This is a genomic window from Cellulomonas sp. NPDC089187, from assembly GCF_040685135.1.
Lineage (GTDB): Bacteria > Actinomycetota > Actinomycetes > Actinomycetales > Cellulomonadaceae > Cellulomonas.
This window is the reverse complement of sequence record NZ_JBFBHI010000004.1, coordinates 270,412-293,327: the sequence shown is the minus strand read 5'-3', so window position 1 is coordinate 293,327 and position 22,916 is coordinate 270,412. Positions and strand designations below refer to the sequence as shown.

General features: G+C 70.9%; 24 protein-coding genes, 1 tRNA gene and 1 other RNA gene. 15 read left to right on the top strand and 11 right to left on the bottom strand.

Annotation, left to right across the window (positions count from 1 at the left end; genetic code table 11):
* Positions 1-11 precede the first annotated feature (11 nt).
* Both AB0N78_RS12630 and AB0N78_RS12625 read right to left on the bottom strand, forming a co-directional pair.
* Positions 12-668 carry a DUF1684 domain-containing protein gene (locus tag AB0N78_RS12630; protein ID WP_363390628.1) on the bottom strand — a complete coding sequence of 219 codons (657 nt, stop codon included), beginning with the start codon at positions 666-668 and terminating at the stop codon, positions 12-14.
* Positions 669-699: 31 nt separating this feature from the next.
* Positions 700-879: a hypothetical protein gene (locus AB0N78_RS12625; RefSeq protein ID WP_363390625.1), complete on the bottom strand. Its 180-nt coding sequence runs from the start codon at positions 877-879 to the stop codon at positions 700-702.
* Positions 880-917: 38 nt separating this feature from the next.
* Between AB0N78_RS12625 and AB0N78_RS12620 the strand changes: the two genes are divergently transcribed.
* A complete protein-coding gene (locus AB0N78_RS12620) occupies positions 918-1,862 on the top strand; it encodes an LLM class F420-dependent oxidoreductase (protein WP_363390622.1) in 945 nt (314 codons plus the stop codon).
* On the opposite strand, the gene AB0N78_RS12615 is transcribed toward AB0N78_RS12620, so the two are convergent.
* A complete protein-coding gene (locus tag AB0N78_RS12615; RefSeq protein WP_363390619.1) occupies positions 1,843-3,087 on the bottom strand; it encodes a glycosyltransferase 87 family protein in 1,245 nt (414 codons plus the stop codon). The two genes, AB0N78_RS12620 and AB0N78_RS12615, sit on opposite strands and share 20 nt — an antisense overlap.
* A 178-nt stretch (positions 3,088-3,265) precedes the next feature.
* On the opposite strand from AB0N78_RS12615, the gene AB0N78_RS12610 reads away from it, so the two are divergent.
* Complete coding sequence (locus AB0N78_RS12610) at positions 3,266-4,576, top strand: solute carrier family 23 protein (protein WP_363390617.1); 1,311 nt, start codon at positions 3,266-3,268, stop codon at positions 4,574-4,576.
* 60 nt (positions 4,577-4,636) lie between these two features.
* On the opposite strand, the gene AB0N78_RS12605 is transcribed toward AB0N78_RS12610, so the two are convergent.
* The 3 genes from AB0N78_RS12605 to AB0N78_RS12595 form a co-directional block, all read right to left on the bottom strand.
* Positions 4,637-5,323 (bottom strand): LytR C-terminal domain-containing protein, encoded by a 687-nt coding sequence (locus AB0N78_RS12605; RefSeq protein ID WP_363390614.1) that lies wholly within the window; start codon positions 5,321-5,323, stop codon positions 4,637-4,639.
* Positions 5,323-5,622: a type II toxin-antitoxin system VapB family antitoxin gene (locus AB0N78_RS12600; RefSeq protein ID WP_363390611.1), complete on the bottom strand. Its 300-nt coding sequence runs from the start codon at positions 5,620-5,622 to the stop codon at positions 5,323-5,325. Before AB0N78_RS12600 ends, AB0N78_RS12605 begins: the two co-directional genes overlap by 1 nt.
* A gap of 146 nt (positions 5,623-5,768) precedes the next feature.
* A tRNA-Ser gene (locus AB0N78_RS12595) sits at positions 5,769-5,853 on the bottom strand.
* An 82-nt stretch (positions 5,854-5,935) separates the two neighbouring features.
* Between AB0N78_RS12595 and AB0N78_RS12590 the strand changes: the two genes are divergently transcribed.
* From AB0N78_RS12590 to AB0N78_RS12560, 7 genes are all read left to right on the top strand, one after another.
* Positions 5,936-6,220, top strand: a complete 285-nt coding sequence (locus AB0N78_RS12590; RefSeq protein ID WP_363390608.1) for a type II toxin-antitoxin system prevent-host-death family antitoxin — start codon at positions 5,936-5,938, stop codon at positions 6,218-6,220.
* Positions 6,217-6,495, top strand: a complete 279-nt coding sequence (locus AB0N78_RS12585) for a type II toxin-antitoxin system RelE/ParE family toxin (protein ID WP_363390605.1) — start codon at positions 6,217-6,219, stop codon at positions 6,493-6,495. The genes AB0N78_RS12590 and AB0N78_RS12585 overlap by 4 nt, the downstream gene beginning before the upstream one ends.
* A 199-nt stretch (positions 6,496-6,694) precedes the next feature.
* Positions 6,695-7,519 carry a thioredoxin domain-containing protein gene (locus AB0N78_RS12580; RefSeq protein ID WP_363390602.1) on the top strand — a complete coding sequence of 275 codons (825 nt, stop codon included), beginning with the start codon at positions 6,695-6,697 and terminating at the stop codon, positions 7,517-7,519.
* 43 nt (positions 7,520-7,562) lie between these two features.
* An RNA gene (gene ffs, locus AB0N78_RS12575) (signal recognition particle sRNA small type) lies at positions 7,563-7,659 on the top strand.
* 148 nt (positions 7,660-7,807) lie between these two features.
* Entirely contained in the window at positions 7,808-8,752 is a 945-nt protein-coding gene (locus AB0N78_RS12570; protein WP_363390599.1) for a serine/threonine-protein kinase, read from the top strand.
* A gap of 71 nt (positions 8,753-8,823) precedes the next feature.
* Positions 8,824-10,032 (top strand): alpha-hydroxy acid oxidase, encoded by a 1,209-nt coding sequence (locus AB0N78_RS12565; RefSeq protein ID WP_363390596.1) that lies wholly within the window; start codon positions 8,824-8,826, stop codon positions 10,030-10,032.
* Positions 10,032-11,486, top strand: coding sequence for an FAD-linked oxidase C-terminal domain-containing protein (locus tag AB0N78_RS12560; RefSeq protein WP_363390593.1), 1,455 nt, complete (start codon positions 10,032-10,034; stop codon positions 11,484-11,486). The genes AB0N78_RS12565 and AB0N78_RS12560 overlap by 1 nt, the downstream gene beginning before the upstream one ends.
* A gap of 40 nt (positions 11,487-11,526) precedes the next feature.
* On the opposite strand, the gene AB0N78_RS12555 is transcribed toward AB0N78_RS12560, so the two are convergent.
* The 3 genes from AB0N78_RS12555 to AB0N78_RS12545 all read right to left on the bottom strand — a co-directional run bounded on the left by AB0N78_RS12555 (position 11,527) and on the right by AB0N78_RS12545 (position 14,261).
* Complete coding sequence (locus tag AB0N78_RS12555) at positions 11,527-12,180, bottom strand: methionine ABC transporter permease (protein ID WP_363390590.1); 654 nt, start codon at positions 12,178-12,180, stop codon at positions 11,527-11,529.
* Complete coding sequence (locus tag AB0N78_RS12550; RefSeq protein ID WP_363391459.1) at positions 12,177-13,211, bottom strand: ATP-binding cassette domain-containing protein; 1,035 nt, start codon at positions 13,209-13,211, stop codon at positions 12,177-12,179. Before AB0N78_RS12550 ends, AB0N78_RS12555 begins: the two co-directional genes overlap by 4 nt.
* A 150-nt stretch (positions 13,212-13,361) precedes the next feature.
* Positions 13,362-14,261, bottom strand: a complete 900-nt coding sequence (locus AB0N78_RS12545; RefSeq protein WP_363390587.1) for a MetQ/NlpA family ABC transporter substrate-binding protein — start codon at positions 14,259-14,261, stop codon at positions 13,362-13,364.
* Between the two features lie 477 nt (positions 14,262-14,738).
* Here AB0N78_RS12545 and AB0N78_RS12540 point away from each other — a divergent pair, with 477 nt between their 5' ends.
* The 5 genes from AB0N78_RS12540 (at position 14,739) to AB0N78_RS12520 (ending at position 20,358) form a co-directional block, all read left to right on the top strand.
* Positions 14,739-18,002, top strand: coding sequence for a DNA polymerase III subunit gamma and tau (locus AB0N78_RS12540; RefSeq protein WP_363390584.1), 3,264 nt, complete (start codon positions 14,739-14,741; stop codon positions 18,000-18,002).
* A gap of 239 nt (positions 18,003-18,241) precedes the next feature.
* Positions 18,242-18,514 (top strand): hypothetical protein, encoded by a 273-nt coding sequence (locus tag AB0N78_RS12535; protein ID WP_363390581.1) that lies wholly within the window; start codon positions 18,242-18,244, stop codon positions 18,512-18,514.
* A complete protein-coding gene (locus tag AB0N78_RS12530; protein ID WP_363390578.1) occupies positions 18,511-18,843 on the top strand; it encodes a ribbon-helix-helix domain-containing protein in 333 nt (110 codons plus the stop codon). Before AB0N78_RS12535 ends, AB0N78_RS12530 begins: the two co-directional genes overlap by 4 nt.
* Before the next feature lie 191 nt (positions 18,844-19,034).
* Entirely contained in the window at positions 19,035-19,634 is a 600-nt protein-coding gene (gene recR, locus AB0N78_RS12525; RefSeq protein ID WP_363390575.1) for a recombination mediator RecR, read from the top strand.
* A 109-nt stretch (positions 19,635-19,743) separates the two neighbouring features.
* On the top strand, positions 19,744-20,358 hold the full coding sequence (locus tag AB0N78_RS12520) for a DUF5063 domain-containing protein (protein ID WP_363390572.1): 615 nt from the start codon (positions 19,744-19,746) through the stop codon (positions 20,356-20,358).
* A 3-nt stretch (positions 20,359-20,361) separates the two neighbouring features.
* Here AB0N78_RS12520 and AB0N78_RS12515 read toward each other — a convergent pair whose 3' ends face one another.
* Together AB0N78_RS12515 and AB0N78_RS12510 are read right to left on the bottom strand one after the other, a co-directional pair.
* Complete coding sequence (locus AB0N78_RS12515; protein ID WP_363390569.1) at positions 20,362-21,672, bottom strand: SWIM zinc finger family protein; 1,311 nt, start codon at positions 21,670-21,672, stop codon at positions 20,362-20,364.
* An 80-nt stretch (positions 21,673-21,752) separates the two neighbouring features.
* Positions 21,753-22,178, bottom strand: a complete 426-nt coding sequence (locus AB0N78_RS12510) for an organic hydroperoxide resistance protein (protein ID WP_363390566.1) — start codon at positions 22,176-22,178, stop codon at positions 21,753-21,755.
* Positions 22,179-22,278: 100 nt separating this feature from the next.
* On the opposite strand from AB0N78_RS12510, the gene AB0N78_RS12505 reads away from it, so the two are divergent.
* Positions 22,279-22,914, top strand: a complete 636-nt coding sequence (locus AB0N78_RS12505; protein WP_363390563.1) for a TetR/AcrR family transcriptional regulator — start codon at positions 22,279-22,281, stop codon at positions 22,912-22,914.
* The last annotated feature ends 2 nt before the right edge of the window (positions 22,915-22,916 follow it).

Genomic DNA, 22,916 nt, shown 5'->3' with positions numbered 1-22,916 from the left:
CTAGGTGGCGCTCACTCCAGCTCGTAGTCCGCGACCAGATGCGGGTCCACCTGCTGCTCACCGACCGGGACCGGCACGGACAGCACATTGCCCCGGCTGGGCAGCGGGCACGCCCACGCCGGGTCGTAGGCGCAGGATGGGTTGTACGCGAAGTTGAAGTCGAGGATCAGCCCGCCGTCGATGGCCCGACCCAGGTCCGCGCCCTTGACCGTATCCAGCAGATAGCGACCGCCGCCGTAGGTGCTGCGGTTGCTGGTGGCGTCCTTCACCGGCAGGAACAGTCCGCCGCCGTAGGTGCGCAGCGCCCAGACCGCGAGGGTGCCCAGATCGCCGACCTCGACCTTGGCTACCCGGTCGAAGGGGACCACGCCGTCGGTGCCGGTGGCCACCTCCATCCGCTGGGGGAGCGTGGCCCGCACCCGCACCTCAAAACGGTACGCCGGGTCATAGGGCGCGACGTCGAGCCCGGTGAACACGGCTTTGGCGGCCGGGCGCAGCGGAGAGGCGGCGTGCTCGGCGAACAGCTCGTTGCGCCCGTCGATCCAGATCCGGTGCGCGGCGGCGGGGTCCTCGGCGGCGATCTCCCGCACCCGGCCGTACAGCTGGGCGACCTGACGACGCCAATCCGCCACGGCGAGGGCGTCGAGTGCCTGGCCGAGGGGAGTCATGCACCCAGCCTGTCACGCCCGCGGGTCGGAATCATCCACGTCGGTCCAAGCGGCGCAGCGCCCGCCACTCCCGGACGGCTACGGCGGCGCAGATCAGCGCGGGCAGCCACGCCCACACCCGACCGCGCAGTCCAGCGGTCACGCACACCAGGGCGAGCAACCCCGCGCCGATCACCACGGCGAGGCTGGACCAGCGGATGCGGCTGTGCACGGGGCGACCGTACCGCCCCGGCGTGAAAGGCTCGGTGCATGGACCTGAGGATCTTCACCGAACCGCAGCAGGGCGCGACCTACGACGACCTGCTCACTGTCGCCAAAGCCACCGAGGACCTGGGCTTCGACGCGTTCTTTCGCTCGGACCACTACCTGGCGATGGGTGGCGACGGCCTGCCCGGCCCCACCGATGCGTGGACCACCCTGGCGGGTCTGGCGCGGGAAACCAGCCGGATCAAGCTCGGCACGCTGGTGACCTCCGCCACCTTCCGGCACCCCGGTGTGCTGGCGATCCAGGTCGCCCAGGTCGACCAGATGTCCGGTGGGCGGGTGGAGCTGGGCCTGGGCGCAGGCTGGTACGCCGAGGAGCACAGCGCCTACGGCATCCCGTTCCCGGCCAAGCGATTCGGCCCGCTGACCGAGCAGCTGGAGATCATCACCGGGCTGTGGGGCACCCCGGTGGGGGAGACCTTCAGCTACGACGGTGAGCACTACACCCTGGCGAACAGCCCCGCGCTGCCCAAGCCGGTGCAGGCCTCCCCGCTGGACCCGAGCAAGGCCGGGGTGCCGGTGATCGTCGGTGGGCTCGGCCCCAAGAAGACCCCGGCGTTGGCCGCCCGGTTCGCCGCGGAGTTCAACCTGTCCTTCCCACCGCTGGACCAGATCGGGGAGAAGCTGGACGGCGTGCGCGCCGCCTGCCGGGAGATCGGCCGGGCGGAGGACTCGATCACCATGTCGACCGCGCTGGTGCTGGTCGCCGGACGCGACGACGCGGAGGTCGACCGTCGTGCCGCCGCCATCGGTCGCGACCCGCAGGAGGTCCGGGGAGTGGGCATCGCCGGGACGCCGACGGCCATCGTCGACCGCCTGGGCAGTCTGGCGGAGCTGGGCATCAGTCGGGTCTACCTGCAGGTGCTCGACCTGCATGACCTGGACCACCTGGAACTGGTGGCGTCCGAGGTCATGCCGCAGCTGGGCTGAGCGCGTCGACCCGGTCGCTGCGGCCCATCCGCCACAGTGACCGGGTCACCAGCACCAGCGTCACCACCAGCAGCAGATTGCGCGCCACCAGCAGCAACGACGCCCCAAACGCCCCGGCCGTGATCGCGTCGTAGGCGAGCGGGAACACCCCCTGGGTCAGCGCGGCGATCACCAGCACCAGCACCGCAATGACCCGCCAGGAGCGCAGCGACTCCCGACCGGGCCGCGCGAGCCCGACCACCACCGGTCCGGCCAACCACCCGATGAACTGCGGCGACCCGACCTTATTGGCGACGATCAGCACCAGGGCGATCAGCAGCGCACTCCGGGCCAGGAACGCCGCGTGGTCGAGCTGGTCACCGGCCCGTCGTCGCACCCAGAACAGCAACCCGGTCGCTGCCGCCAGCGCCACCGGCAGGGCGTAACCCAGTAGACCGGACATCGTGGCGGTGCCCGGCCCGGCGATTTCCCAGGTGATGATGTCGTCGTTCATCCAGATCCGGACGCCGTCGTCCACCAGCCCGCGCAGCACCCAGGCGGTGGCGGCCACCGATTCCAGCTGCAACCCGCGCTCGCCCTGTTCGCCCAGGAAGCTGAACAGGTGCGACAGGCCACCTCCGGCGGCGACGATCCCGGCGATCACCACGCACACCGACGCGGCGGGTAGCACCAGGGTCCGCCACGGTCGCCGCACGATCATCACCAGCGGCAGCAGCAGCGCACCCGGGGCCACCTTCACCCACGCGCCGAAGGTCAACAGCGCCGACGCCACCGCCGGATGCCGGAGGGCCAGCGCCAACGCGGTGACCACCAGCGGCGCGACCACCGCGTCCAGCCGTCCCACCGCCACCGGCCCGAGCAGCACGATGAAGCCCAGCCACCACCACACCCCGGTCACCGCGCGATGACCGGCCACCCGCAGCAGCGTCCAGGCCGCGAGCGCGTTCAACGCCGTGATCAGCACCGTCCATGCCACCGCATAGGTCCGGGTGTCCCAGGTATCCACCAGCCCTGGCAGCAGCATCGGCACCACCGCACCAGCCGGGTACACCCAGTCACCGTCCAGCACCGGCCAGATGCCCTGGTGCAGGCCCTGCCACATCCACCAGCGGTACAGATCCAGATCCCAAAACGCCTTGGTCGGGATCAGCACGGTGCCGACCAGCCCAATCCACAGGTGCACGGCCAGGAACGCGACCCCCAGCGCGGCGCGGGAGCGGAGCAAGCGGTGGATGGGACACCTCCGGGATGGGGACGGCGGGCCACACCCTACGCGCAGGTCCCAGACCCAGGCCGCTACGCTTGCCTTCCGGGCCTGGCACGGCCTCGACGGCGAACCCCCTCGTCGTCTCCCCGCACATCAGGGCCCGGTGAGTTCCCGGGCCGCCTAGGAGGCAGATCCGGTGAGCAGATTCGGCTGGCAGTTGCACGGCGACGGACGGCACATCGGGGCCGGTGAGGTTGTCGCACCGGCCGAGCGGATGTCCTGGCCGCGCACCATCGGCATCGGGATGCAGCACGTGGTGGCGATGTTCGGCGCGACGTTCCTGGTGCCGCTGCTGACCGGGTTCTCCCCGGCGACCACGCTGTTGTTCAGCGCGATCGGCACGGCGCTGTTCCTGATCATCACCGGCAACAAGCTGCCGTCGTACCTCGGGTCGAGCTTCGCGTTCATCGCCCCGATCGGTGCCGCCACGGCCAGCTCCGGGCAGTCCGGTGCGGTGGGCGGCATCCTGGTCACTGGTCTGCTGCTCGCCATCATCGGCGCGGTGGTGCACTTTGCCGGGGCGCGCTGGATCGACCTGGTGATGCCGCCCATCGTCACCGGCACCATCGTCGCGCTGATCGGCTTCAACTTGGCCCCGGCCGCCTGGAACAACTTCCAGCAGGCACCGGTCACCGCTGTGGTCACCCTGGCCGGGATCATCCTGGTCGGGGTGCTGTTCCGTGGGCTGCTCGGTCGACTGTCGATCCTGGTCGGTGTGCTGATCGGCTACGCCGTCGCGGTGATCCGCGGCGAGGTCGACTTCACCGCGGTCAGTGAAGCGGCGTGGTTCGGGCTACCGGACTTTGTGACGCCGACCTTCGAGCCCAAGCTGCTGGGGCTGTTCCTGCCGGTGGTGTTCGTGCTGATCGCGGAGAACGTCGGCCACGTGAAGTCGGTCGGCCTGATGACCGGGCAGAACCTGGACCATCTGACCGGTCGTGCGCTGTTCGCCGACGGTCTGGCCACCACTGTCGCCGGTATCGGTGGCGGATCGGGTACCACGACCTACGCCGAGAACATCGGCGTGATGGCGGCGACCCGGGTGTACTCCACCGCCGCCTACTGGGTGGCCGCGGCCACCGCGCTGGTGCTCAGCCTGGTGCCGAAGTTCGGTGCGCTGATCAACACCATTCCGGTCGGGGTGCTCGGCGGTGCGACCGTCATGCTCTACGGGATGATCGGCATCCTTGGTGCCCGGATCTGGGTGCAGAACAAGGTGGACTTCTCCGACCCGGTGAACCTCACCACCGCTGCGGTGGCGCTGGTGGTCGGCATCGCCAACTTCACCTGGGTGATCGGTGACGCGAGCTTCGAGGGCATCGCGCTGGGCTCGGCCTCGGCCATCGTCGTGTATCACGTGATGCGCGGGGTGGCCCGGTGGCGCGGCACCAGCCAGGAGCCGGCATCCCCGGCATCGGTGCCCGGCGGTGTCGAGCTGGAGCACTGAGAGACGACGAGACCCCCGGAACCTGGTGAGGTTCCGGGGGTCTCGTGCTGTGCGGGTTGTTCAGCCCTCGGCGGCAGCGGGGTCCTCCGCGGCTGGCTCCTCGGTGGCCTGCGGCGGGACCGGCTGGGCCACGGGGTCGACCTGATCCATCGGGATGCACCCCTCCGGGGAGGCGAAGGGCTCACCCGGGGCGAGCACCACATCACCGGCGGCGACCAGCGCGTTGTAGGCGGTGCCGACCACCACGTCCACGCTCGCGTCCTGCCGGTCGTCCAACACCAGCCGCGGGGAGTCGAACTGCGCCGCCACCGTGTACGCCTGCGCCGCACCCTGCGCGCCGAACTGGATCAGCGCCGTGCCCTCCTGGCTGCCGGAGTACCCGCGGGACGACGCATTCGCCTCGACCCCGATCAGGAACCCGCGCCCGGACAGCGACCGTGCGGTCTCACCCGCCAGCCCCGGACGGCTGGTGCCGTTGAAGACGTTGACCGTGATCTCGCCGTAGCCGATCGGCACCGCGCCCTCCGGCGGGCAGGGCGAGTTCGCTGCGGCCAGACCGGTCGGCGCCGGGGAGGAGATCGGCTGCGACAGGAATGGCAGGCTCAGGTTGCCCGAGTACACCGCCGCGGCACCGACGGCGCTGACCGCCATCGCCCCGAGCATGACGCCGAAGATCACCGCCTGGCGCTCGCGGACACGACAACGACGGCGCTGGCGCGCGGAATCAGGGCTGCGGTCAGTGCTCATCACTCTTCGATCACCAGGACGCGGGCGTGTAGGACAGGGCGCTGTTGTAGAGCTGCTCGGACCGCCCGGTGCAGGCCGTCCTCCAGGTACAGGGTCCCGCGGAACTGCACCACATGGGCGAACAGGTCGCCGTAGAACGTCGAGTCCTCGGACAGCAGGTTGTCCAGATTCAACGTGCGCTTGGTGGTGACCAGTTCATCCAGGCGGACCTGGCGCGGCGGGACCTCCGCCCACTGTTTGGGCGTGACAAGGCCGTGGTCCGGGTACGGGCGCCCCTCGCCCACGGCCTTGAAGATCACGACGGCGAGTGTAGGGGAGGTCGATGCGCCGCCGGGGGAGGGGCTCGCGGTCCGCAGGTGGCGGAACGGTAACGACTCGGCGGTCGGGGACGGTGCCGGACAGCACCGAGGCCCCGCACCGGAACGGTGACGGGGCCTCGGGTCGGCGGAGGATGGGGGATTCGAACCCCCGAGGGCTTGCACCCAACACGCTTTCCAAGCGTGCGCCATAGGCCACTAGGCGAATCCTCCTGGCAGTACGCGGGTACCAGGGTACAGGACTCGGGCGGGTGGTCGGTGCCATCGGCGAATGTACATGATGTACGTTTGGTACATGGACATCGAGACCGTGGGGTGCACAGTGACGACGGCGCAGTTCCGCAGTCATCTCGGGGAGTACCTGGACGTCGCCCAGCGGGAGCCGGTGACCATCACCAACCGTGGTCGTGGACGGGCGGTCCTGGTGTCCTCCGAGTGGTTTGATCGGGCGTACGCCGCACTGGAGGACATAGAGGACATCGCCGCAGCGCAGCAGGCCCGCCAGGACCCGACGCCCCGGGTCACCATGGACGAGCTCCTCGCCGACCTCGGCCTGACCCGTGACGATCTGCACCGGTGACGCCGAACCGATCGTCCGGGCGCTACGAGGTCACGTTCACGACGCCCGCCCGCAAGCAGCTGCTCAAGCTCGAGCTCCATGCCCGGGTGCGGATCCTGCGCACCCTCGACCTTCTGGCTGACAACCCTCGCCCGCCCGGGTCGACCCAGCTGGTCGGTGGAGCCGGTGAGCGGCGGGTGCGTGCCGGTGACTACCGGATCGTCTACGAGGTGAACGGTGGCGAGTTGATCGTGCTGGTGCTGCGGGTCGCGCACCGACGCGAGGTCTACCGGTAGTTGTCCAGACAGGGGTCGGCCTGGTGCCACCCCCGCGGGCTGTCTGGCACTCGAACGGAGCGGATGTCCTACCTAGACAGAGCGTCCTGACCCGCAGACCGGGCGTGCTTGACCCCGCACTTCGGGTCGCAGGGGCCGGTGTGGGGGTGCACCGGTGGGAGCCTGGCGCCAGCCCAGCCGGACGACCAAGGACGTTGTGATGCCCTCTCAGACCCCCGCCCAGCGCCGCGCCGCCGCCACCGAGGCAGCCAAGCGGATGCGCCAAGAGCAGCAGGCCGCTGCCCGTCGTCGCCGGATGATCGGCTTCGGTGTCCTGGGGGTGGCGGTGTTGGCGCTGATCGGCGTCGCGGCTGTGGTCATCGGGCAGAACTGGAAGCAGACCAGCTACGAGGACATCGCGCTGGCGGATGTGGCGACGGTGCCGTCGGTGGCGCTGGAGGACGGGGGCATCCCGGTGTCCGCGCAGGGCGTCGGTGTGCTGGACGAGTCGGTGCCGCGCGTCGACATCTATCAGGACTTCATCTGCCCGGGCTGCGGCACCTTCGAGCAGCTGAACGGCGCGATGCTGGATGAGCTGGTCACCGCCGGGGAGGCGACGGTGGTCTACCACCCGTTGGCCACGCTGGACAGCATGTCCCTCGGCAAGCAGTTCTCCACCCGTGCGGCAGCCTCGGCGGCCCTGGTCGCGCAGGAGGATTCCGAGCACTACCTGGCGTACACCGAGGCGCTGTTCGCGAACCAGCCTGCGGAGAACACCGCCGGCCTGACCGATGAGGAGATGGCGGAGCTGGCGCGTGGCGCCGGAGTCTCCGACACGGTGGCGGACAAGATCGCCGCCGGCACCGCGCAGGAGACCTACGGGCAGTGGGTGTACTCCGCAACCCAGCTGGCGGTCTCGGACAGCTCGCTGGTCTCGGAGAGCAACGGTGGCTTCGTCACCCCGACCGTGACCATCGACGGCGCGATGTGGGAGGGCGGCTACGACACCGAGACCCTGCGCGCCGGGATTCTCGGCGAGGGCTGATTGGCCCCTGCCGTCCAGGGTGCGGATCTGCGTTACCCTTGATTCAGACCCCTCGTGCGGCGTCATCTCGCTGAACCCCCCCAGGGCCGGAAGGCAGCAAGGGCAGGTGAGCTCTGGCGGGTGTGCGGGGGGTCCTGTCATGCCCGGGACGCACCGGCCACGGCGAAACCTGCGCCGCCGCTGCTGCGGTCAGTGCTCGCGCAGACGCAGGTGCGCCCGGACTGAGGCCCTCGACGCGCGTGGTGGCGCTGATCCGGGGATGCTGGTCCGGTCCAGAAGGAGGCACCGGTGCCCGCAGCGCAACCACCCGATCCCGTGACCGCCCTGTCCGACCCGTTGACCGCCACAGTCGATGCTGGTCTGCGGCTGATCCCCGGGGGCCTGAGTGACCCGCAGCCGCTGCCGGAGGGTGGGCTGCTCGGTGGTCGGTACCGGGTCGGCCCGCTGCTCGGCAGCGGTGGCATGGCGGATGTCCATCGCGGGCACGACAGCCTGCTCGGCCGCGAGGTGGCGCTCAAGGTGTTCCGCGGTCCGGGGGAGACCCATGCTGGTCGGCAACGGGAGATGCGGCTGCTGGCCCGGTTCAGCCACCCGGGTCTGGTCGCGGTGTACGACGCCGGGGTGGTGGCGGACGGGCCGGGCGCGGGCCGGCACTACCTGGTGCTGGAGTTGGTGCCGGGGTCGACGCTGGCGCAGGCGATCCGTGCCGGCGCGCTCTGCCCGCCGATGGTCGCGCGGATCGGTGCGGACATTGCCGAGGCGTTGGCCTTCGTGCACGAGGCCGGGGTGGTGCATCGGGATGTGAAGCCGGCCAACATCCTGCTGCCGCCCGGTGTGCTGGACGAGGAGGGCACCCCTGGTGACCCGTTGACCGCGCCCCGTGCCCGGCTGGCGGACTTCGGCATCGCCCGTTCGACCCGGGACCATCCGGCCAGCGTGGTGGATCGTCGCGGGACGCCGGGCTATCTCAGTCCGGAGCAGGCCAGGGGCGCCCCGTTGTCGCCGACCTCCGACGTCTACGCCCTGGGTTTGGTGCTGTTGGAGTCGGTGACCGGGCAGCGCGCGTTCACCGGCACGCCCACCGAGCAGGCCTACGCCCGCACCCGGCACGCACCGCCGATGCCGGACACCCTGCCTGAGGCCTGGCGTCGTCTGCTGTCTGCGATGACGGCCCTAGACCCGGCCGCCCGTCCCACCGCCGCGCAGGCGGAGCAGGAGCTGCGCGCGATCTGAGACGTCCCGGTTCACGGGCCGATACGGACGCTACGGTGCTGGCATCCCCATCGACCTGCGGAGGTGTCCTGGTGTCGCGTCGGTTGCAGACCTGGTCGGAGCTCAAACCGCTGTTGCGGATGCGGCCTGTCGAGCTGGACCCGGTGGCCCGACGGTTGTCCCGGGCGTACACCATCGGTGACCTGCGCCGGATCGGTCGGGCGCGCACCCCGCGGTCGATCTTCGACTATGTGGACGGTGCCGCCGAGGCCGAGGTGTCGATCCGCAAAGCCCGTCGGGTGCTGCGCGAGGTGGAGTTCCAGCCCAGCGTGCTGCGCGACGTCGGCAGCGTGGACATCGGCACCGAGCTGCTCGGTCGCCGGGCCGAGGCCCCGTTCATCTACGCCCCGACCGGCTTCACCCGGATGATGCAGCACGAGGGCGAACCCGCCGTGGCCCGCTCCGCCGCCCGCACCGGGGTGCCGTACACGCTGTCCACGATGGGCACGACCTCCATCGAGGAGCTGACCGACGCCGCACCGGAGGGCCGCAACTGGTTCGGCCTGTACGTGTGGAAGGACCGGGCCGCCGCCGAGGAGCTGATGGACCGGGCTCGGACCGCCGGGTACGAGGCACTGGTGATCACCGTGGATGTGCCGGTGGGTGGAGCACGGCTGCGGGACAACCGCAACGGCTTCTCCATTCCACCGACCCTCACCGCCAAGACGATCCTGGACGGGGCGCTGCACCCGAGCTGGTGGATCAACTTTCTGACCACCGAGCCACTGCGCTTCGCCACCCTGGACTCCTGGCAGGGCACCATCGAGGAGTTGGCCGCGCACATGTTCGACCCCACCGTCGAGCTGGACGACCTGGCCTGGGTGCGCGAGCACTGGGATGGCCCCCTGGTGGTCAAGGGTGTGCAGACGGTCGCCGATGCCGAGCGGGTGGTCGGGGCCGGCGCGGACGCCGTGGTGCTGTCCAACCACGGCGGTCGGCAGTTGGACCGCGCGCCGGTACCGCTGACTCTGGTGCCCCAGACGGTGGCGGCGGTGGGCGACCGGGCCGAGGTCTACGTCGACACGGGGTTCAGCTCCGGGGCGGACATCGTCGCCGCGCTGGCCCTCGGTGCCAAGGCCGTCATGCTCGGCCGGGCCTACCTCTACGGCTTGATGGCCGGTGGTGAACGCGGCGTGGACCGGGTGGGGCAGATCCTCACCACCGAGATCGCCCGCACGCTGCGCCTGTTGGGTGTGCAGTCCGTCGACCAGCTGACCCCCGAGCACGTGAAGTTGCCCTGATGAGCCCGGACCCGCTGACCACCGCCCCGACCCCTGCCGACCGGGCAGCGACCCGTGACCTTGCTGGGCCCGCCGACTCGACCCGGGTGCTGGACGACCTGCGTGCCGCCTTGCCCGCGGACGCCCTGGTCACCGACTCCGAGCGCCTCACCGCCCGGGCGCAGGACGGCTCCGCCACCGCCCCCACCGGCCAGCCGCTCGCGCTGGTGCTGCCCGCGGACACTGCCCAGGTCTCCGCCGTGCTCCGGATCGCGCACACCCACCGCACACCGGTCGTCCCGCAGGGGCTGCGCTCCGGCCTGGCCGGGGGAGCGAATGCCGTGCCTGGCGCGATCCTGCTGTCCACGGAGCGGATGACCGCCGTCCACCGGATCGACCATGTTGACCAGGTCGCGGTGGTCCAGCCCGGTGTCGTCACCAAGGACCTGGTGGACGCGGTGGCAGCCGAGGGCCTGTTCTACCCGCCGGACCCCGCGTCCTTCGCGATCAGCACCATCGGCGGGAACATCGCCACCAACGCCGGAGGGATGCGCTGCGTGAAGTACGGGGTGACCCGGGACTTCGTGCGGGCGCTGGAGGTGGTGCTCGCCGACGGCACGGTCATCCGCACCGCGCCGGGCACCGTCAAGGCGGTGGCCGGTCTTGACCTGACTGGGCTGATGGTCGGCTCCGAGGGCACGCTGGGCGTGGTCACCGAGGCCACCCTCGGACTCCTGCCCGCACCGGGCCCGGACCGTGGCGTGGCGGCGACCTTCGACTCGATCACCGCTGCCCTTGAGGCCGCGAACGCGGTCATCGCCGGACCGCACCGGCCGTCGACGTTGGAGTTCGTCGACGGGGTGGTGCTGGACGCGCTGGCCGCCCACGACCCGGAGGCCGGACTGCCGGTCGGTGCGCAGGCGATGTTGATTGCGATCACCGATGTACCCGGTGACGCCGGTCTGGTCGATGTCGAGGCCTACCGGCAGATCGCCGAGCAGCACGGGGCGCTCGCGGTGGACGTCGCCCACGACCCGGAGCGGCTGCACCAGCTGATGCGGGCCCGTCGTGCCCTGAACCCGGCCATGCGTGCCATGCGTGGTGGTTCGATCAACGAGGACGTTGCCGTGCCCCGCACCCGGCTCCCCGAGCTGCTGGACCGGATCGCGGACATCGCGGCTCAGACCGGACTGCCCATCGGCACCGGCGGGCACGTCGGCGACGGCAACCTGCACCCGGTGATCGCCTTCGACCCGGCCGACCCGGCACAGGTCGACGCTGCCCATGACGCGCACACCCGCATCCTCGGCCTGGCGGTGGAGCTCGGCGGCACCGTCACCGGCGAGCACGGGATCGGGGTGGAAAAGCGCGGGGCGCTGCCCGGTGAGCTGAGCGCGCGGGTGCTGGACATCCAGCGCGGGATCAAGGATGTGCTGGACCCGCGGGGGATCCTGAACCCGGGCAAGAAGCTGTGAGCCGGTCCCGGCGCGTGGCTGCACGCGCCGGGACCTCGACTCACCGCCGCAGCACGCGCCGGGCCAGCCAGTTGCCGAGGAACTGCGCCAGCTGCACCAGGATCACGATCACCGCCACGGCGGTCCAGGTCACCGCGGGCTCGTACCGCTGGTAGCCGTACACCAGCGCGAAGTCACCCAGACCACCGGCGCCGATCGCCCCGGCCATCGCGGTCATGTCGATGATCGCGACAAAGAGGAAGGTGTAGCCCAGGATCAGCGGGCCGAGGGTCTCCGGGACGATCACGGTGGCGATGATCCGCAGCGGACCCGCACCCATCGCCCGGGCCGCCTCGATCACACCCGGGTCCATCGCGACCAGGTTCTGCTCCACGATCCGGCTGGTGCCGAAGGTGGTCATGATCGCCAGCGCCGGGATCGCCGCCCCGATCCCGATGGACACCCCCGTGATCGCGAGGGTCAGCGGCTGGATCGCGGTGATGAAGATGATGAACGGGATCGGCCGGACGATGTTGACCAGCACGTTCAACACGTAGAACACCGGGCGGTTGGACAGCAGGTTGCCCGGGCGAGTGACGTACAGCGCGATGCCGAGTAGCAGACCGGCGATGCCGCCAATCACCAGCGCGGCCACCGCCATCTGCAAGGTCTCGCCGATGGCGGTCCACAGCACCGGCCACAGTTCGGGGGTCATGCCGTCACCTCCGTGTGCTCGATGACCTCGGTGTGGGCCCGCAGGTCGGCGATCAGCGCATCGATCCGGGTGTCGTCGCCGGTGAGGGCGAACGTCAGCGACCCGAGCGGGCGGGAGCCGACCTCGGTGATGCCGCCGTAGACCACCGCACCGTCCACGTCATGGGCGCGCAGCCGCTCGGTGATGGAGATGCCAGGCTGGTCGGACTCGCGGATCGCCACGGTCACGATCCTGCCGGGGTGTCGCTGCCGGAGCCGTTCGACGATGTCCGGCCGTGGCCGGTCGTGCAGGGCCGCGCCGATGAACCGGCGGGTGACCGGCTGCACGGGGCGGGCGAAGACGTCGTAGACCGAGCCCTGCTCCACCACCTTCCCGGCCTCCATCACCGCGACCCGGTTGCACAGGTAGGAGACCACCGACATCTCGTGCGTGATCACCACGATGGTGACGCCCAGCTCCTGGTTCACCCGCCGCAGCAGATCGAGCACGTCCTTGGTGGTCTCCGGGTCCAGCGCGCTGGTCGCCTCATCGGCCAGCAGCAGCGCCGGGTTGGTGGCCAGCGCCCGCGCGATGCCGACCCGCTGCTTCTGCCCACCGGACAGCTGGTCCGGGTACTGCCGGGCCTTATCCGCCAGGCCGACGAACTCCAACAGCTCGGCCACCCGGGCGGCGCGCTTCTCCCGCGGCCACCCGGCGACCTTCAACGGGTAGGCGATGTTCCCGGCCACCGTGCGGGACCGCAGCAGGTTGAACTGCTGGAAGATGAAGCCGATCCCGGCGCGGGCAGGCCGCAGTCCACGCTCGGACAGCCCGGTCAGGTCCACACCGTCGACCACCACCCGCCCGGAGGTCGGCCGCTCCAGGGCGTTGATCAATCGGACCAGCGTGCTCTTGCCGGCACCGGAGTAGCCGATCACGCCGAAGACGTCACCGCGCTCGATCTCGAGGGAGACGCCGTCCACCGCGTGCACGGCGGCGGCTTTCGATGAGGTGGCGTCGAAGGTCTTCGACACCTCGTGCAGGGAGACCATGGCGGTCATCGGGGGTTCACCATCCAGGTGGTCGCAGGGTCGCGGACCAGAGTGCGGGGATCGGGGGCCACTGCGCGAGTCGGCGGCAGTGAGATCCTCGTGACCGGGCGGCTGCGGCTCCGCCCGGTCACGGTGCGGATCAGCTGCGGATCAGCTGGCGTCGCCGACCAGGTCCTGCAGCTCGCCCAGGCTGGTGGACAGCTCATCGGCGGTCAGGTCCTGCTCCACCGCGGTGCCCTTGTTGGACTCCAGCACCTGGTCGATCACCTCGGGCCGGTGGTAGATCTCGATCAGCGTGGCGAACAGCGGGTTGTCAGCGTCCTCGGCGCGGGCGGCGAAGACATTCACATACGGGCGTGCGGTATCGGTGTCCTCCAGGTCGGAGTAGATCGCCGTGGTCGGGTCGATCTGGGCGTCCGCCGCGAAGTTGTTGTTGATCACCGCGCCGTCCAGGCTGCGCAGCTGCACCGCGGTCTGGTTCGCGTCGACCGGCACGACCTGCACCCGGGAGTCCTCGGCGACGACCTCGGCCGGGGTGGACAGCGCATTGCCGCCGTCCTTGAGACTGATCAGGCCAGCGGACTGGAGCACCAGCAGCGCGCGGGCCTGGTTGGTCGGGTCGTTCGGGATGGCGATCTGCGCGCCGTCCGGGATGTCGTCCGGGGTGGCGTAGCCCTTCTCCGTGTAGAGGCCGAGCTGGTAGATCACCGTGCTACCGATGGCGACCAGGTCATCGTTGGAGTTCTCGTTGTAGTTGGCCAGGAACAGCAGGTGCTGGAACTGGTTCAGGTCGAGCTGCCCGTTGCTGAGCGCCGGGTTGGGCTGCTGGTAGTCGGTGAAGTTCTTCAGCTCGACGGTGATGCCCTCCTCCGCGGCCAACTCGGTGAAGGTGTCCCAGTAGTCCTTGTCGATGTCCGTCACGCCGATGGTCACGGTGACCGGGTCCTCGGTGCTCGCCTCGGTGGGGACGGCCTGCGGTGAGCCGGAGGAGCAGGCCGCGAGCACCGCGAGGGTGACGGCGGACAGAGCTGCGGTCAGAGTGCGCTTCATGGTGGAGCCTTCCAGGTGGAACCGGCGGCTGAGGGCACGGGCCGACGCCGGTGAGGTGCGGGGGATGCCGGGCGGCAACGGACAGCGGCCCGGGGGTGGCCCGCGACCGGAGTGCTCCACGTCCCGTTCAGGTCAGGACGAGTGCCGGGCGGCACAGAACGTGCGCCGGGCGGGAACCACCGGAGGAGGGCCCGAGTGCTGCGTGAGCAGCGTCAGCACATTCGCTGACAAGCGCCCATCTGGCACATGCAGGCACACATGGTCCCGGCCATGGCGCACATCGAGTGCGCGCGGCGCTGGGAAGCGGTGTGGCTGATCACGAGCCGGACTCCTGTCCCGTTCGGGGGCGGTCGGAAAAGGACGATAGCAGCGGTCTCGCCAGTCGGTCACCACGATCTCACCGGTTGGCTGGTTACCGTCTCGTATCGTTCGGCGTCCTGCCACCGGGTGTGGGTCCGGCCAACTAGAGTTCACGGGGTGACGACCGCCCTGTACCGCCGCTATCGGCCCGAGACCTTCGCCGAGGTCGTCGGGCAGGACCACGTCACCGGGCCGCTGCGCCAGGCACTGCGCAGTGGGCAGATCAACCACGCGTACCTGTTCTCCGGCCCGCGCGGCTGCGGCAAGACGACCAGCGCGCGCATCCTCGCCCGCTGCCTGAACTGCGCGGAGGGCCCCACCGACACCCCGTGCGGCGTGTGCGAATCCTGCGTCGAGCTGGCCCGCGGCGGCCCCGGCAGCCTGGACGTGGTGGAGATCGACGCCGCCAGCCACGGTGGGGTCGACGACGCCCGTGACCTGCGTGAACGCGCCACCTTCGCCCCCGCCCGGGACCGATACAAGGTGTTCATCCTGGACGAGGCGCACATGGTCTCGCCCCAGGGGTTCAACGCGCTGCTCAAGATCGTCGAGGAGCCGCCGGAGCACGTGAAGTTCATCTTCGCGACCACCGAGCCGGACAAGGTGATCGGCACCATCCGCTCCCGCACCCACCACTACCCGTTCCGCCTGGTGCCGCCGGAGATCATGACCGATTACCTCGGGCAGATCTGCGGCACCGAGGGAATCACGGTCGGATCGGGTGTGCTGCCGCTGGTCGTCCGCGCCGGTGGCGGGTCGGTGCGTGACTCGTTGTCCGTTCTCGACCAGCTGATCGCGGGCTCCGGTCCGCAGGGCCTGGTCTACGAGGACGCGGTGGCGCTGCTCGGCTATACCCACGCCTCCCTGCTGGATGACCTGATCGAGGCGATCGCCGCCCGCGACGGGGCCAGCGCGTTCCGAGTGGTCGAACGAGTCATCTCCACCGGGCATGAGCCCCGGCGCTTTGTCGAGGACCTGCTGGAGCGACTGCGCGACCTGATCGTCCTCCAGGCCTCCGGCGATGCAGCCGAGGCCGTGCTGCGCGACATTCCCGGGGATCAGCTCGCCCGGATGCGCACCCAGGCCCAACACCTCGGTGCCTCCGAACTGTCCCGCTCCGCCGACCTGGCCAATGCCGCCCTCACCGAGATGTCCGGCGCCACCTCCCCGCGGCTGCACCTCGAGCTGCTGATGGCCCGCCTGTTGCTGCCCGCGATGGACGACTCCTCCGCCGGGCTCGGTGCCCGAGTCGACCGGCTGGAACGCATCGGGGTGTCGGCCGCGCCCGCAAATGCTGTCAGCCCCGCGACCCCGGTGGAGCGGGTCACCGTGGTGACCGGGCCGGCCGAGTCAGCGGCGCCTGCCCGCCCGGAGACCGCGACCAGTGGAGCCGCGCTGGCTCGGGCGGCAATGACGGCGGGGAAGGCCGGGGGAGCATCCGACGGGTCGAGTGCCCCGGGCACCCGCGAAGCCTCGGCTGGACGGCCCGATTCCGCCGCTGCGCAGGACGCTGGCACCTCTGGCACCTCTGGCACTGCCGCACACGCCACCGCAACCCCAGGTGCCGGAGGGGCTGTCGAGGCTCCTGACGCCGCCCAGGCCGTCATGAGCCCGGGTGCCGGGCAAACCGCGATGACTCCGGCTGCCAAGCAGGCCGTCGAGACCCCGGTCGGTACCACGGGAGTCGCGGGCGCTGCTCCCGGCCTGAGCCCGCAGGACGCCACCGATGTGCCGTCTGGAGCTCGCCAGGAGCCCGCCGGGTGGGAGGACGTTCCGACTGCCACCTCCGCTGGCGCGTCGACCTCCACCGTTGCCCAGCCGGTCGAGTCGCTTTCCGCCCGGGCCGCTGCGCCGCAGGTCTCGTCGGCCGACACCCCGACCGAAGACCCGGACACGGCGAGCAGTTCGGTGCCCGCTGGCGGCGCACCCGCAGACCCCGGCACGGCGACCTCCGCGCAGACCGGCGCGGGCCAGGACACCGAGATGCTGCGCCGCCGCTGGCCCGAGGTGTTGGAGACGCTGGCCCGGTTGAAGAAGACCACCTGGGTGCTGATCAGCCAGAACGCGCAGGTCGTCACCCTGGATGCCACCACCCTCACGCTCGGCTTCACCGCGCCCGGCCTGGCGACGGCGTTCCGCGCGGGCCAGCACGCGGAGCTGGTGCACCAAGCGGTGCGCGAGACCCTGGGCTTCGACGTCCGGGTCGAGGGTGTGCTCGCCGGCGACACCCCCGCTGGGAACCGCCCCGCCCCGGCCGCCGAGTCGCGTCCGATCGAGTCGGACCGCACGGCGCAGCCGCGCCCGGTCGCCGCCTCGCGGGAACACGACTCCGCAGACTCTCCCGATGTCCTGCCCGCCGCTGACCACGACGCTCCGGCGGATCCCTGGGCGCAGGCCGTCCCGACCGCGACACCGGCTCCGACCGACGCGCCCGCATCGACCGATGCACCGGCAGAGCCAGCGGCACCGACCACCGAGCAGGCTGACCCGCCGAACCCGGTCAGCGGTCCTGCCCGCGGGAACGAGAAGGCAACTGCTCCGCAGGGCTCGACGGCTCCGGCTGCCGCCTCGACCGACTGGCCTGACGTCGCCCCCATCCCCGGCACCGCGACGGGGTCCGACGGGACCAGCGCCGCCCCGGCGGCGACGAGTGAGACTCCCGCTGACGCGGAGGGCACCGCCGACGTCGAGTGGCCCGCCGTCGCGGTGATCCCCGGGCCCGCGTCCGGGGAACGCCCCGCAGCCGAGCCCAGCGCGGCGACGACGCCGACATCCGACGCGCGCAGCGTTGACGGACCCGCCGATGCCGCGAGCCACGTTCGCTCGACGCCGGGTGCTCCGAGTGACGGGGGCTCGGCGACAGGAGACGCGACCTCGACTCCCGCACCGACCGCGCCAGTCCGCTCGACGACAACCGACGCTCGGCTCGGCACCACGCCCGCCGACGCGCATTCCCCTGCGGCGCGTCAGGCCGAACCACAACCGCCCGTGGCGGACGAGCCGCCACCGCCGTGGGACGAGCACCCGGACGACCCGGGTGCGGGGGAACCGCCCGAGGACCCCTGGGCGTCGCCCACGTCTCCCCGGACCGGTGCTTCCCAGTCGGCCAGCGCAGGCAGTTCCCGGAGCACCGCCACCCACTCGACGGCGCCCTCGTCGACCCCGGCCACCACGCTGTCCGGTGCTGACCGAGTGCGCGCCGCGATGGTCCGCGAGCCCGCACAGCGCGCCACCGCCACCCCCTCCGGGCCGAACTGGGCCGACGACGAGCCGTCGATGGACGACCCGGACATCGGATCCTCCGGCATGGCCGGCATTCCGCTGGTCGCGCAGGCGCTCGGCGGCGTGATCATCGAGGAGCAGATCGACGACCCGATGTGAGCGCGGACTGGCAGGCCCTACCAGGGATGAGCGTGAACGAGGAAGGCCTCGTCGGCTGGGGACGTGCGCCCTATGGAAGCTCCCGCACCCGGTGGTCCCCAAGCCGCACACTCGACCTTCCATCGAAGGATGCTGGTCGGCCTAGGGCAGCAATCTGGCGGAGTCAGCTCCTGGTACCTCTGCAACCCACGGCAGGTTTTAGTGGACAAAACCCAAGGGTTGTGTGCGACAATTCCGTGATGGCTGTGACATGGGCTGAGAGTGCGGAGAAGCGCGGGATCCCACGCGATGAAGTGCTCTACGCGATCGCGCACGCCCATGCCATGTACGAGGACTTCGGTGAGCCCAGGCCCCCTCATCAGCGGTCGCCACGGCTCTACATCGGACCGAGCAGGTACGGGACGTTGGAGATCCTGGTGGAGATCACTCCGCCCGCGGAGGTCCTGATCTTCCACGTCATGCCACTACGAGTCAGCACCAGCCAAGCCGTCGGATACCAGGAGGAACGATGAGCACTGATCAGCGCCAGGCCCTCACCGACTGGGCCGAGGCCGGAGACTTCCAGCCGCGCCGCGCCGTCACCGGCGACCACGCTGCCGCAGACGGCAGCGCACTACTCGCGGCTGCCGGCATCGACCTGAACGAGCTGGAACGCCGCGTAGGCGGCCGACCGCGCCTGGGCGGACACCCTGGGGTCAAAGGTGAGCGCTCACCGCGGGTGAACGTCGCCGTCGACGACCAGACGGACCTCGACATCGAGCGGGTCCGAGCTGCACGCGGCATGACTCGCAGTGCCTTGGTCCGTGCGGCCCTGCGCGACTACCTCGGCAAGGCGGGTTGACCTGCCCGGGTTCGGTCATGAACGGCGCGAGGCCATCCTCGAAGTGCCGCGACTCTTGTTCGTCCATGTGACGCAGCGCCGCGTGCTTGTCGGCTTCCGCGCCGGAGGCGTCCCGCAGGATCCAGCTGTGCAGCTTCCCGTTGCGGATCACCCGATGGCTGGTCGTGGGCGGCGGGCCGTAGGCTGTGCGGGTGTATGAAGGCGCGGTCCAGGACCTGATCGACGAGCTCGGCCGGTTGCCCGGTGTCGGGCCGAAGAGCGCGCAGCGGATCGCGTTCCACATCCTCGCCTTGGACGGTGAGGACGTGAAGCGGCTGGTCGATGCGCTCACCGAGGTGAAGGCCCGGGTCAAGTTCTGCACGGTCTGCGGCAATGTCGCCGAGGCGGACCTGTGCCGGATCTGCCAGGACCCGCGCCGGTCGCCCGCGGTGATCTGCGTGGTCGAGGAGCCCAAGGACGTGGTCGCCATCGAGCGGACCCGGGAGTTCCGGGGCAAGTACCACGTGCTCGGTGGGGCGATCAATCCGATCGCGGGTATCGGGCCGGACGACCTGCGGATCAAGGAGCTGATGACCCGCCTTGCCGATGGCACGGTCACCGAGGTCATCCTGGCCACCGACCCCAATGTCGAGGGTGAGGCCACCGCGACCTACCTGGCCCGGCTGCTGGTGCCGATGGGGCTGACGATCAGCCGCCTGGCCTCCGGGCTGCCAGTGGGCGGTGACCTGGAGTACGCCGATGAGGTCACGCTCGGCCGCGCATTCGAGGGGCGCCGCCGGATCTCGGCGTAGAGCGGTCACCGACTCGACGCAGGGCCTCACCACCGGATCTGCGGAGGGAAGGGCCTCACGGTCCGGCGCTGCCGCTGCGGTGCACAGGGACACGGTGCACCATGTCTCCATGGCCGGACCCGGTGACCCGCAACGCCCCGTCGACGAGCCCGACGTGGTGACCGCCGACGATGCCGCCGACCTGGTCGAGTTGGCCGACGCGGCGCAGTCCGAGGTGCGTCGATTCCTCAGCACGGTGACCGAGGTCGGTGCTGGGTCGAATCCGGAGGCGGCGATCCCGCTGCTGCTGCTCGCCGTCTCTGATCTGCTCGCGGTCGGTGCCCGGTTGGGGGCCATCGTGGACGTGGTGCCCGCGGAGCGCTTCGAGCCGGATGTCGGCCCGGACCCGGATGTCGAGCCGCTGCGCGCCGCGTTGGCGAATGCGTTGGAGGGCATCGACGAATACGCCGAGGTGGTCGACCCGCTGATGGGTCCGGAGTTGACCACCTCCACCATCTCCGGCGATCTGGTCGCCGTGGCGCAGGCGGTGGTGCAGGGCCTGCGGCACGCGGAGGCAGGTGCTGTGTTGGAGGCGCTGTGGTGGTGGCAGTTCTCCTACCTGTCGGTGTGGGGTGAGCGGGCCTCGAGCACCCTGCGCGCGTTGCAGAGCCTGCTCGGGCACTTGCGGTTGGACGTCGAGGACGATGTGGCCGCTGAGGCGGAGTACGACGCGCTGCAACCCTGAGGGTCAGCCGTCCTGACTCATCCGCACGGCCAGGACGTGGGCGCAGGGCCCGCGGCCGTTGCCGTGCCTGAGCCACCACGGGCAGGTGCAGCGTGAGTCCGGTTCCAGCTGCACGCGGTGTTCGACGGCTCCCCGGGAGCTGCCGACCAGCCACACTCCGTCGGCTGTGGAGTGGACCTTCCCGGCCTCGGCCAGTCGTCGGGCGGTGACCAGACGGGGGTTGTCCTTCTCCACCCGGTCCGGCTCATCCGGCAGCTCGCGGTGGAACCAGGCCCGGTCGTGTGCGTCCCAGCCGACCCGCCCGGAGACGGCCAGCACCGCCAACGCTTGGTGCACCGCGTCCTCATCCAGCGCGGCTTCCCGCGCCAGTCGGGGCACCTCGATCACGGGCTCGAAGGCCAGCAGCGCGCTGATCAGGTCAGCGTCAGCCAGCACCTCGGCACCCGCCAGGGCGGTCAGGAGGGCGCCCTCCCCGGAGTGCCCGCGCCAGGACTCCTCAGTCAGTCCGAGGGTCAGCCGGGCCTCGGGAAGGCCGAACTCGACCAGTACGGGGCCGGGCTCGTCGGTGCCGTAGACCCGGACGTCGCGCAGCTGGCTGAGCATCCGCTTGACCGCGCTGAGCCGGTGCAGCCCGGCGATATGCACCGCGCCGGGTGTCCGACGCGGTGTCAGCCGCACCCCGGTGCGGGTAGGGGCGAGCCAGCCGTCCCGTCCGGTGCCGGTCGCGGCGGGCAGTGCGGCGACGAACTGGCGGGCCGCCATCCCGGTCAGCGTGAAGGCCTCCGGCAGCCCGTGGTGCAGTTCGGCGGCGTTGCCCAGCGCGCGCACCCAGCGGTCGGGCATCTGCACCGGGCGTTCCACGGCGGTGTGCTCCGGGCTGGACACCGCGAGTCCGTCTGAGCCGACATCGAGGTGCAGCAACTGGTCACGCGCGACCTCGGTGAGCGCGGACCGCATCGTGGCCCCGATGTCGACGTTGGTGGTGCCACGGGCGATGTCGCCCCCGTCGAATCCGGTGCCGAGCAGGTCGAGCCGGGCGTAGACACCGTTGCAGGCGGAGAAGCACTCGGCGCGCAGCCGGTCGCCCTGGGCGGTGAGCACCGGATCGCGCTGGGCCGTGGGCGTGTACTGGAAGTACCGGGTGGCGGTGATGTCCGCCAGCGTGACCAGGCCACGGGCCACCACCTGCGGTCGGGTGGCGAAGCCGTGGAAGAAGCTCGGGCGGGCGACGATCCCGTCGGGGGTGAGCCCAGGGGCGAGGGCCAGGTCCAGACCGTCAACGGTGAGGGTCGAGGACTCGGCGAAGCTGCGCATGTCCCTGACGGTAGGGCCACGAGTGCCCGGGGGAGTGCGTCGCGGGGCCGTGATGAGTGCCGACCCCGCGACGACGAGTGTCAGGCGACCGTGGTCTCCAGCGTGACCTCGATGTTGCCCCGGGTGGCATTGGAGTACGGGCAGACCTGGTGGGCCTTGGCGACGAGCGCCTCCGCGGCAGCCTGATCGAGGCCACCGATCTCCACGTGCAGCGCGGCGGAGATAGTGAAGCCCTGCTCGCCGTGGGGCAGCAGGGTGATGTCGGCGACGACGGCGGAGTCCTGGAGCTGGATCTTCTCCGCCGCGGCCACGGACTTCATCGCGGAGTGGAAGCAGGCCGACCATCCGGCGGCGAACAGCTGCTCCGGGTTGGTGCCGCCACCCGCGCCGCCCATCTCGGTGGGGACCGCGAGGGTCAGGTCGAGCGCGCCGTCGCTGCTGACGACCTGCCCGCCGCGACGGCCCTCGCCGGTGGAGGTGGCGGTGGCGGTGTAGATGGCGCTCATAGCGACTCCTCAGGTAGACGAACTAGTACGTCTACTAGACCATGGGGTGGAACACCGTGCAAGACTTCCGGACCCGGCAACCGCATGGAGGAGCGTGGCGATGACCACCAGCGTCGACATCGACCCGTGGGCACCTCTGGCCACGCCGCCCGAGTCCGTGTTGCCTGCCTCGCCGGTCGGTGTGCGCATCCTGGCGGCGGCCAGCAGGCTGTTCTACGCCGAGGGCATCCGCGCGGTGTCGGCGGACCGGGTGATCGCCGCGGCGGGGGTCAGCAAAGTGACCTTCTACCGGCACTTCGGCACCAAGGACGACCTGGTGGTCGCCTACCTGCGTGCGCTCGCGGCCACTGAGCGCGCCGCCGTCGAGCAGAGCCGGACCGAGCACCCGGACGACCCGGTCGGTGTCCTGCGGCTGTACGCCGACTCCCTCGGTGACCAATCCTGCCGACCGGGGTTCCGCGGCTGCCCGTTCATCAACGCCGCCGCTGAGTACGCGGACCCGGAGCACCCGGTGCGCGCCGTGGTGGCCGAGCACCGGGAGTGGCTGACGCGGACCGCTGCGTCCTTGCTGGTCCAGGCTGGATCAACTGATCCGGAGCAGGCGGCGCTGGAGCTGGTGCTGGCCCGCGACGGGGCGATGGTCGCCGGGTATGCGGGTGCCGCCGATGCCGGTGCGGCGCTGCGACGACTCGGTCTGGCGGTGTTGAGCGCACACGGGGTGGACTCGCGCGCCTGAGC

Bases quoted from the DNA above. Each gene is read 5' to 3' on its own strand.
- AB0N78_RS12630 (WP_363390628.1), bottom strand. From the start codon at position 668: ATGACTCCCCTCGGCCAGGCACTCGACGCCCTCGCCGTGGCGGATTGG.
- AB0N78_RS12620 (WP_363390622.1), top strand. From the start codon at position 918: ATGGACCTGAGGATCTTCACCGAACCGCAGCAGGGCGCGACCTACGAC.
- AB0N78_RS12605 (WP_363390614.1), bottom strand. From the start codon at position 5,323: ATGAGCACTGACCGCAGCCCTGATTCCGCGCGCCAGCGCCGTCGTTGT.
- AB0N78_RS12590 (WP_363390608.1), top strand. From the start codon at position 5,936: ATGGACATCGAGACCGTGGGGTGCACAGTGACGACGGCGCAGTTCCGC.
- AB0N78_RS12580 (WP_363390602.1), top strand. From the start codon at position 6,695: ATGCCCTCTCAGACCCCCGCCCAGCGCCGCGCCGCCGCCACCGAGGCA.
- AB0N78_RS12560 (WP_363390593.1), top strand. From the start codon at position 10,032: ATGAGCCCGGACCCGCTGACCACCGCCCCGACCCCTGCCGACCGGGCA.
- AB0N78_RS12555 (WP_363390590.1), bottom strand. From the start codon at position 12,180: ATGACCCCCGAACTGTGGCCGGTGCTGTGGACCGCCATCGGCGAGACC.
- AB0N78_RS12550 (WP_363391459.1), bottom strand. From the start codon at position 13,211: ATGGTCTCCCTGCACGAGGTGTCGAAGACCTTCGACGCCACCTCATCG.
- AB0N78_RS12545 (WP_363390587.1), bottom strand. From the start codon at position 14,261: ATGAAGCGCACTCTGACCGCAGCTCTGTCCGCCGTCACCCTCGCGGTG.
- AB0N78_RS12535 (WP_363390581.1), top strand. From the start codon at position 18,242: ATGGCTGTGACATGGGCTGAGAGTGCGGAGAAGCGCGGGATCCCACGC.
- AB0N78_RS12530 (WP_363390578.1), top strand. From the start codon at position 18,511: ATGAGCACTGATCAGCGCCAGGCCCTCACCGACTGGGCCGAGGCCGGA.
- AB0N78_RS12520 (WP_363390572.1), top strand. From the start codon at position 19,744: ATGGCCGGACCCGGTGACCCGCAACGCCCCGTCGACGAGCCCGACGTG.
- AB0N78_RS12515 (WP_363390569.1), bottom strand. From the start codon at position 21,672: ATGCGCAGCTTCGCCGAGTCCTCGACCCTCACCGTTGACGGTCTGGAC.
- AB0N78_RS12510 (WP_363390566.1), bottom strand. From the start codon at position 22,178: ATGAGCGCCATCTACACCGCCACCGCCACCTCCACCGGCGAGGGCCGT.
- AB0N78_RS12505 (WP_363390563.1), top strand. From the start codon at position 22,279: ATGACCACCAGCGTCGACATCGACCCGTGGGCACCTCTGGCCACGCCG.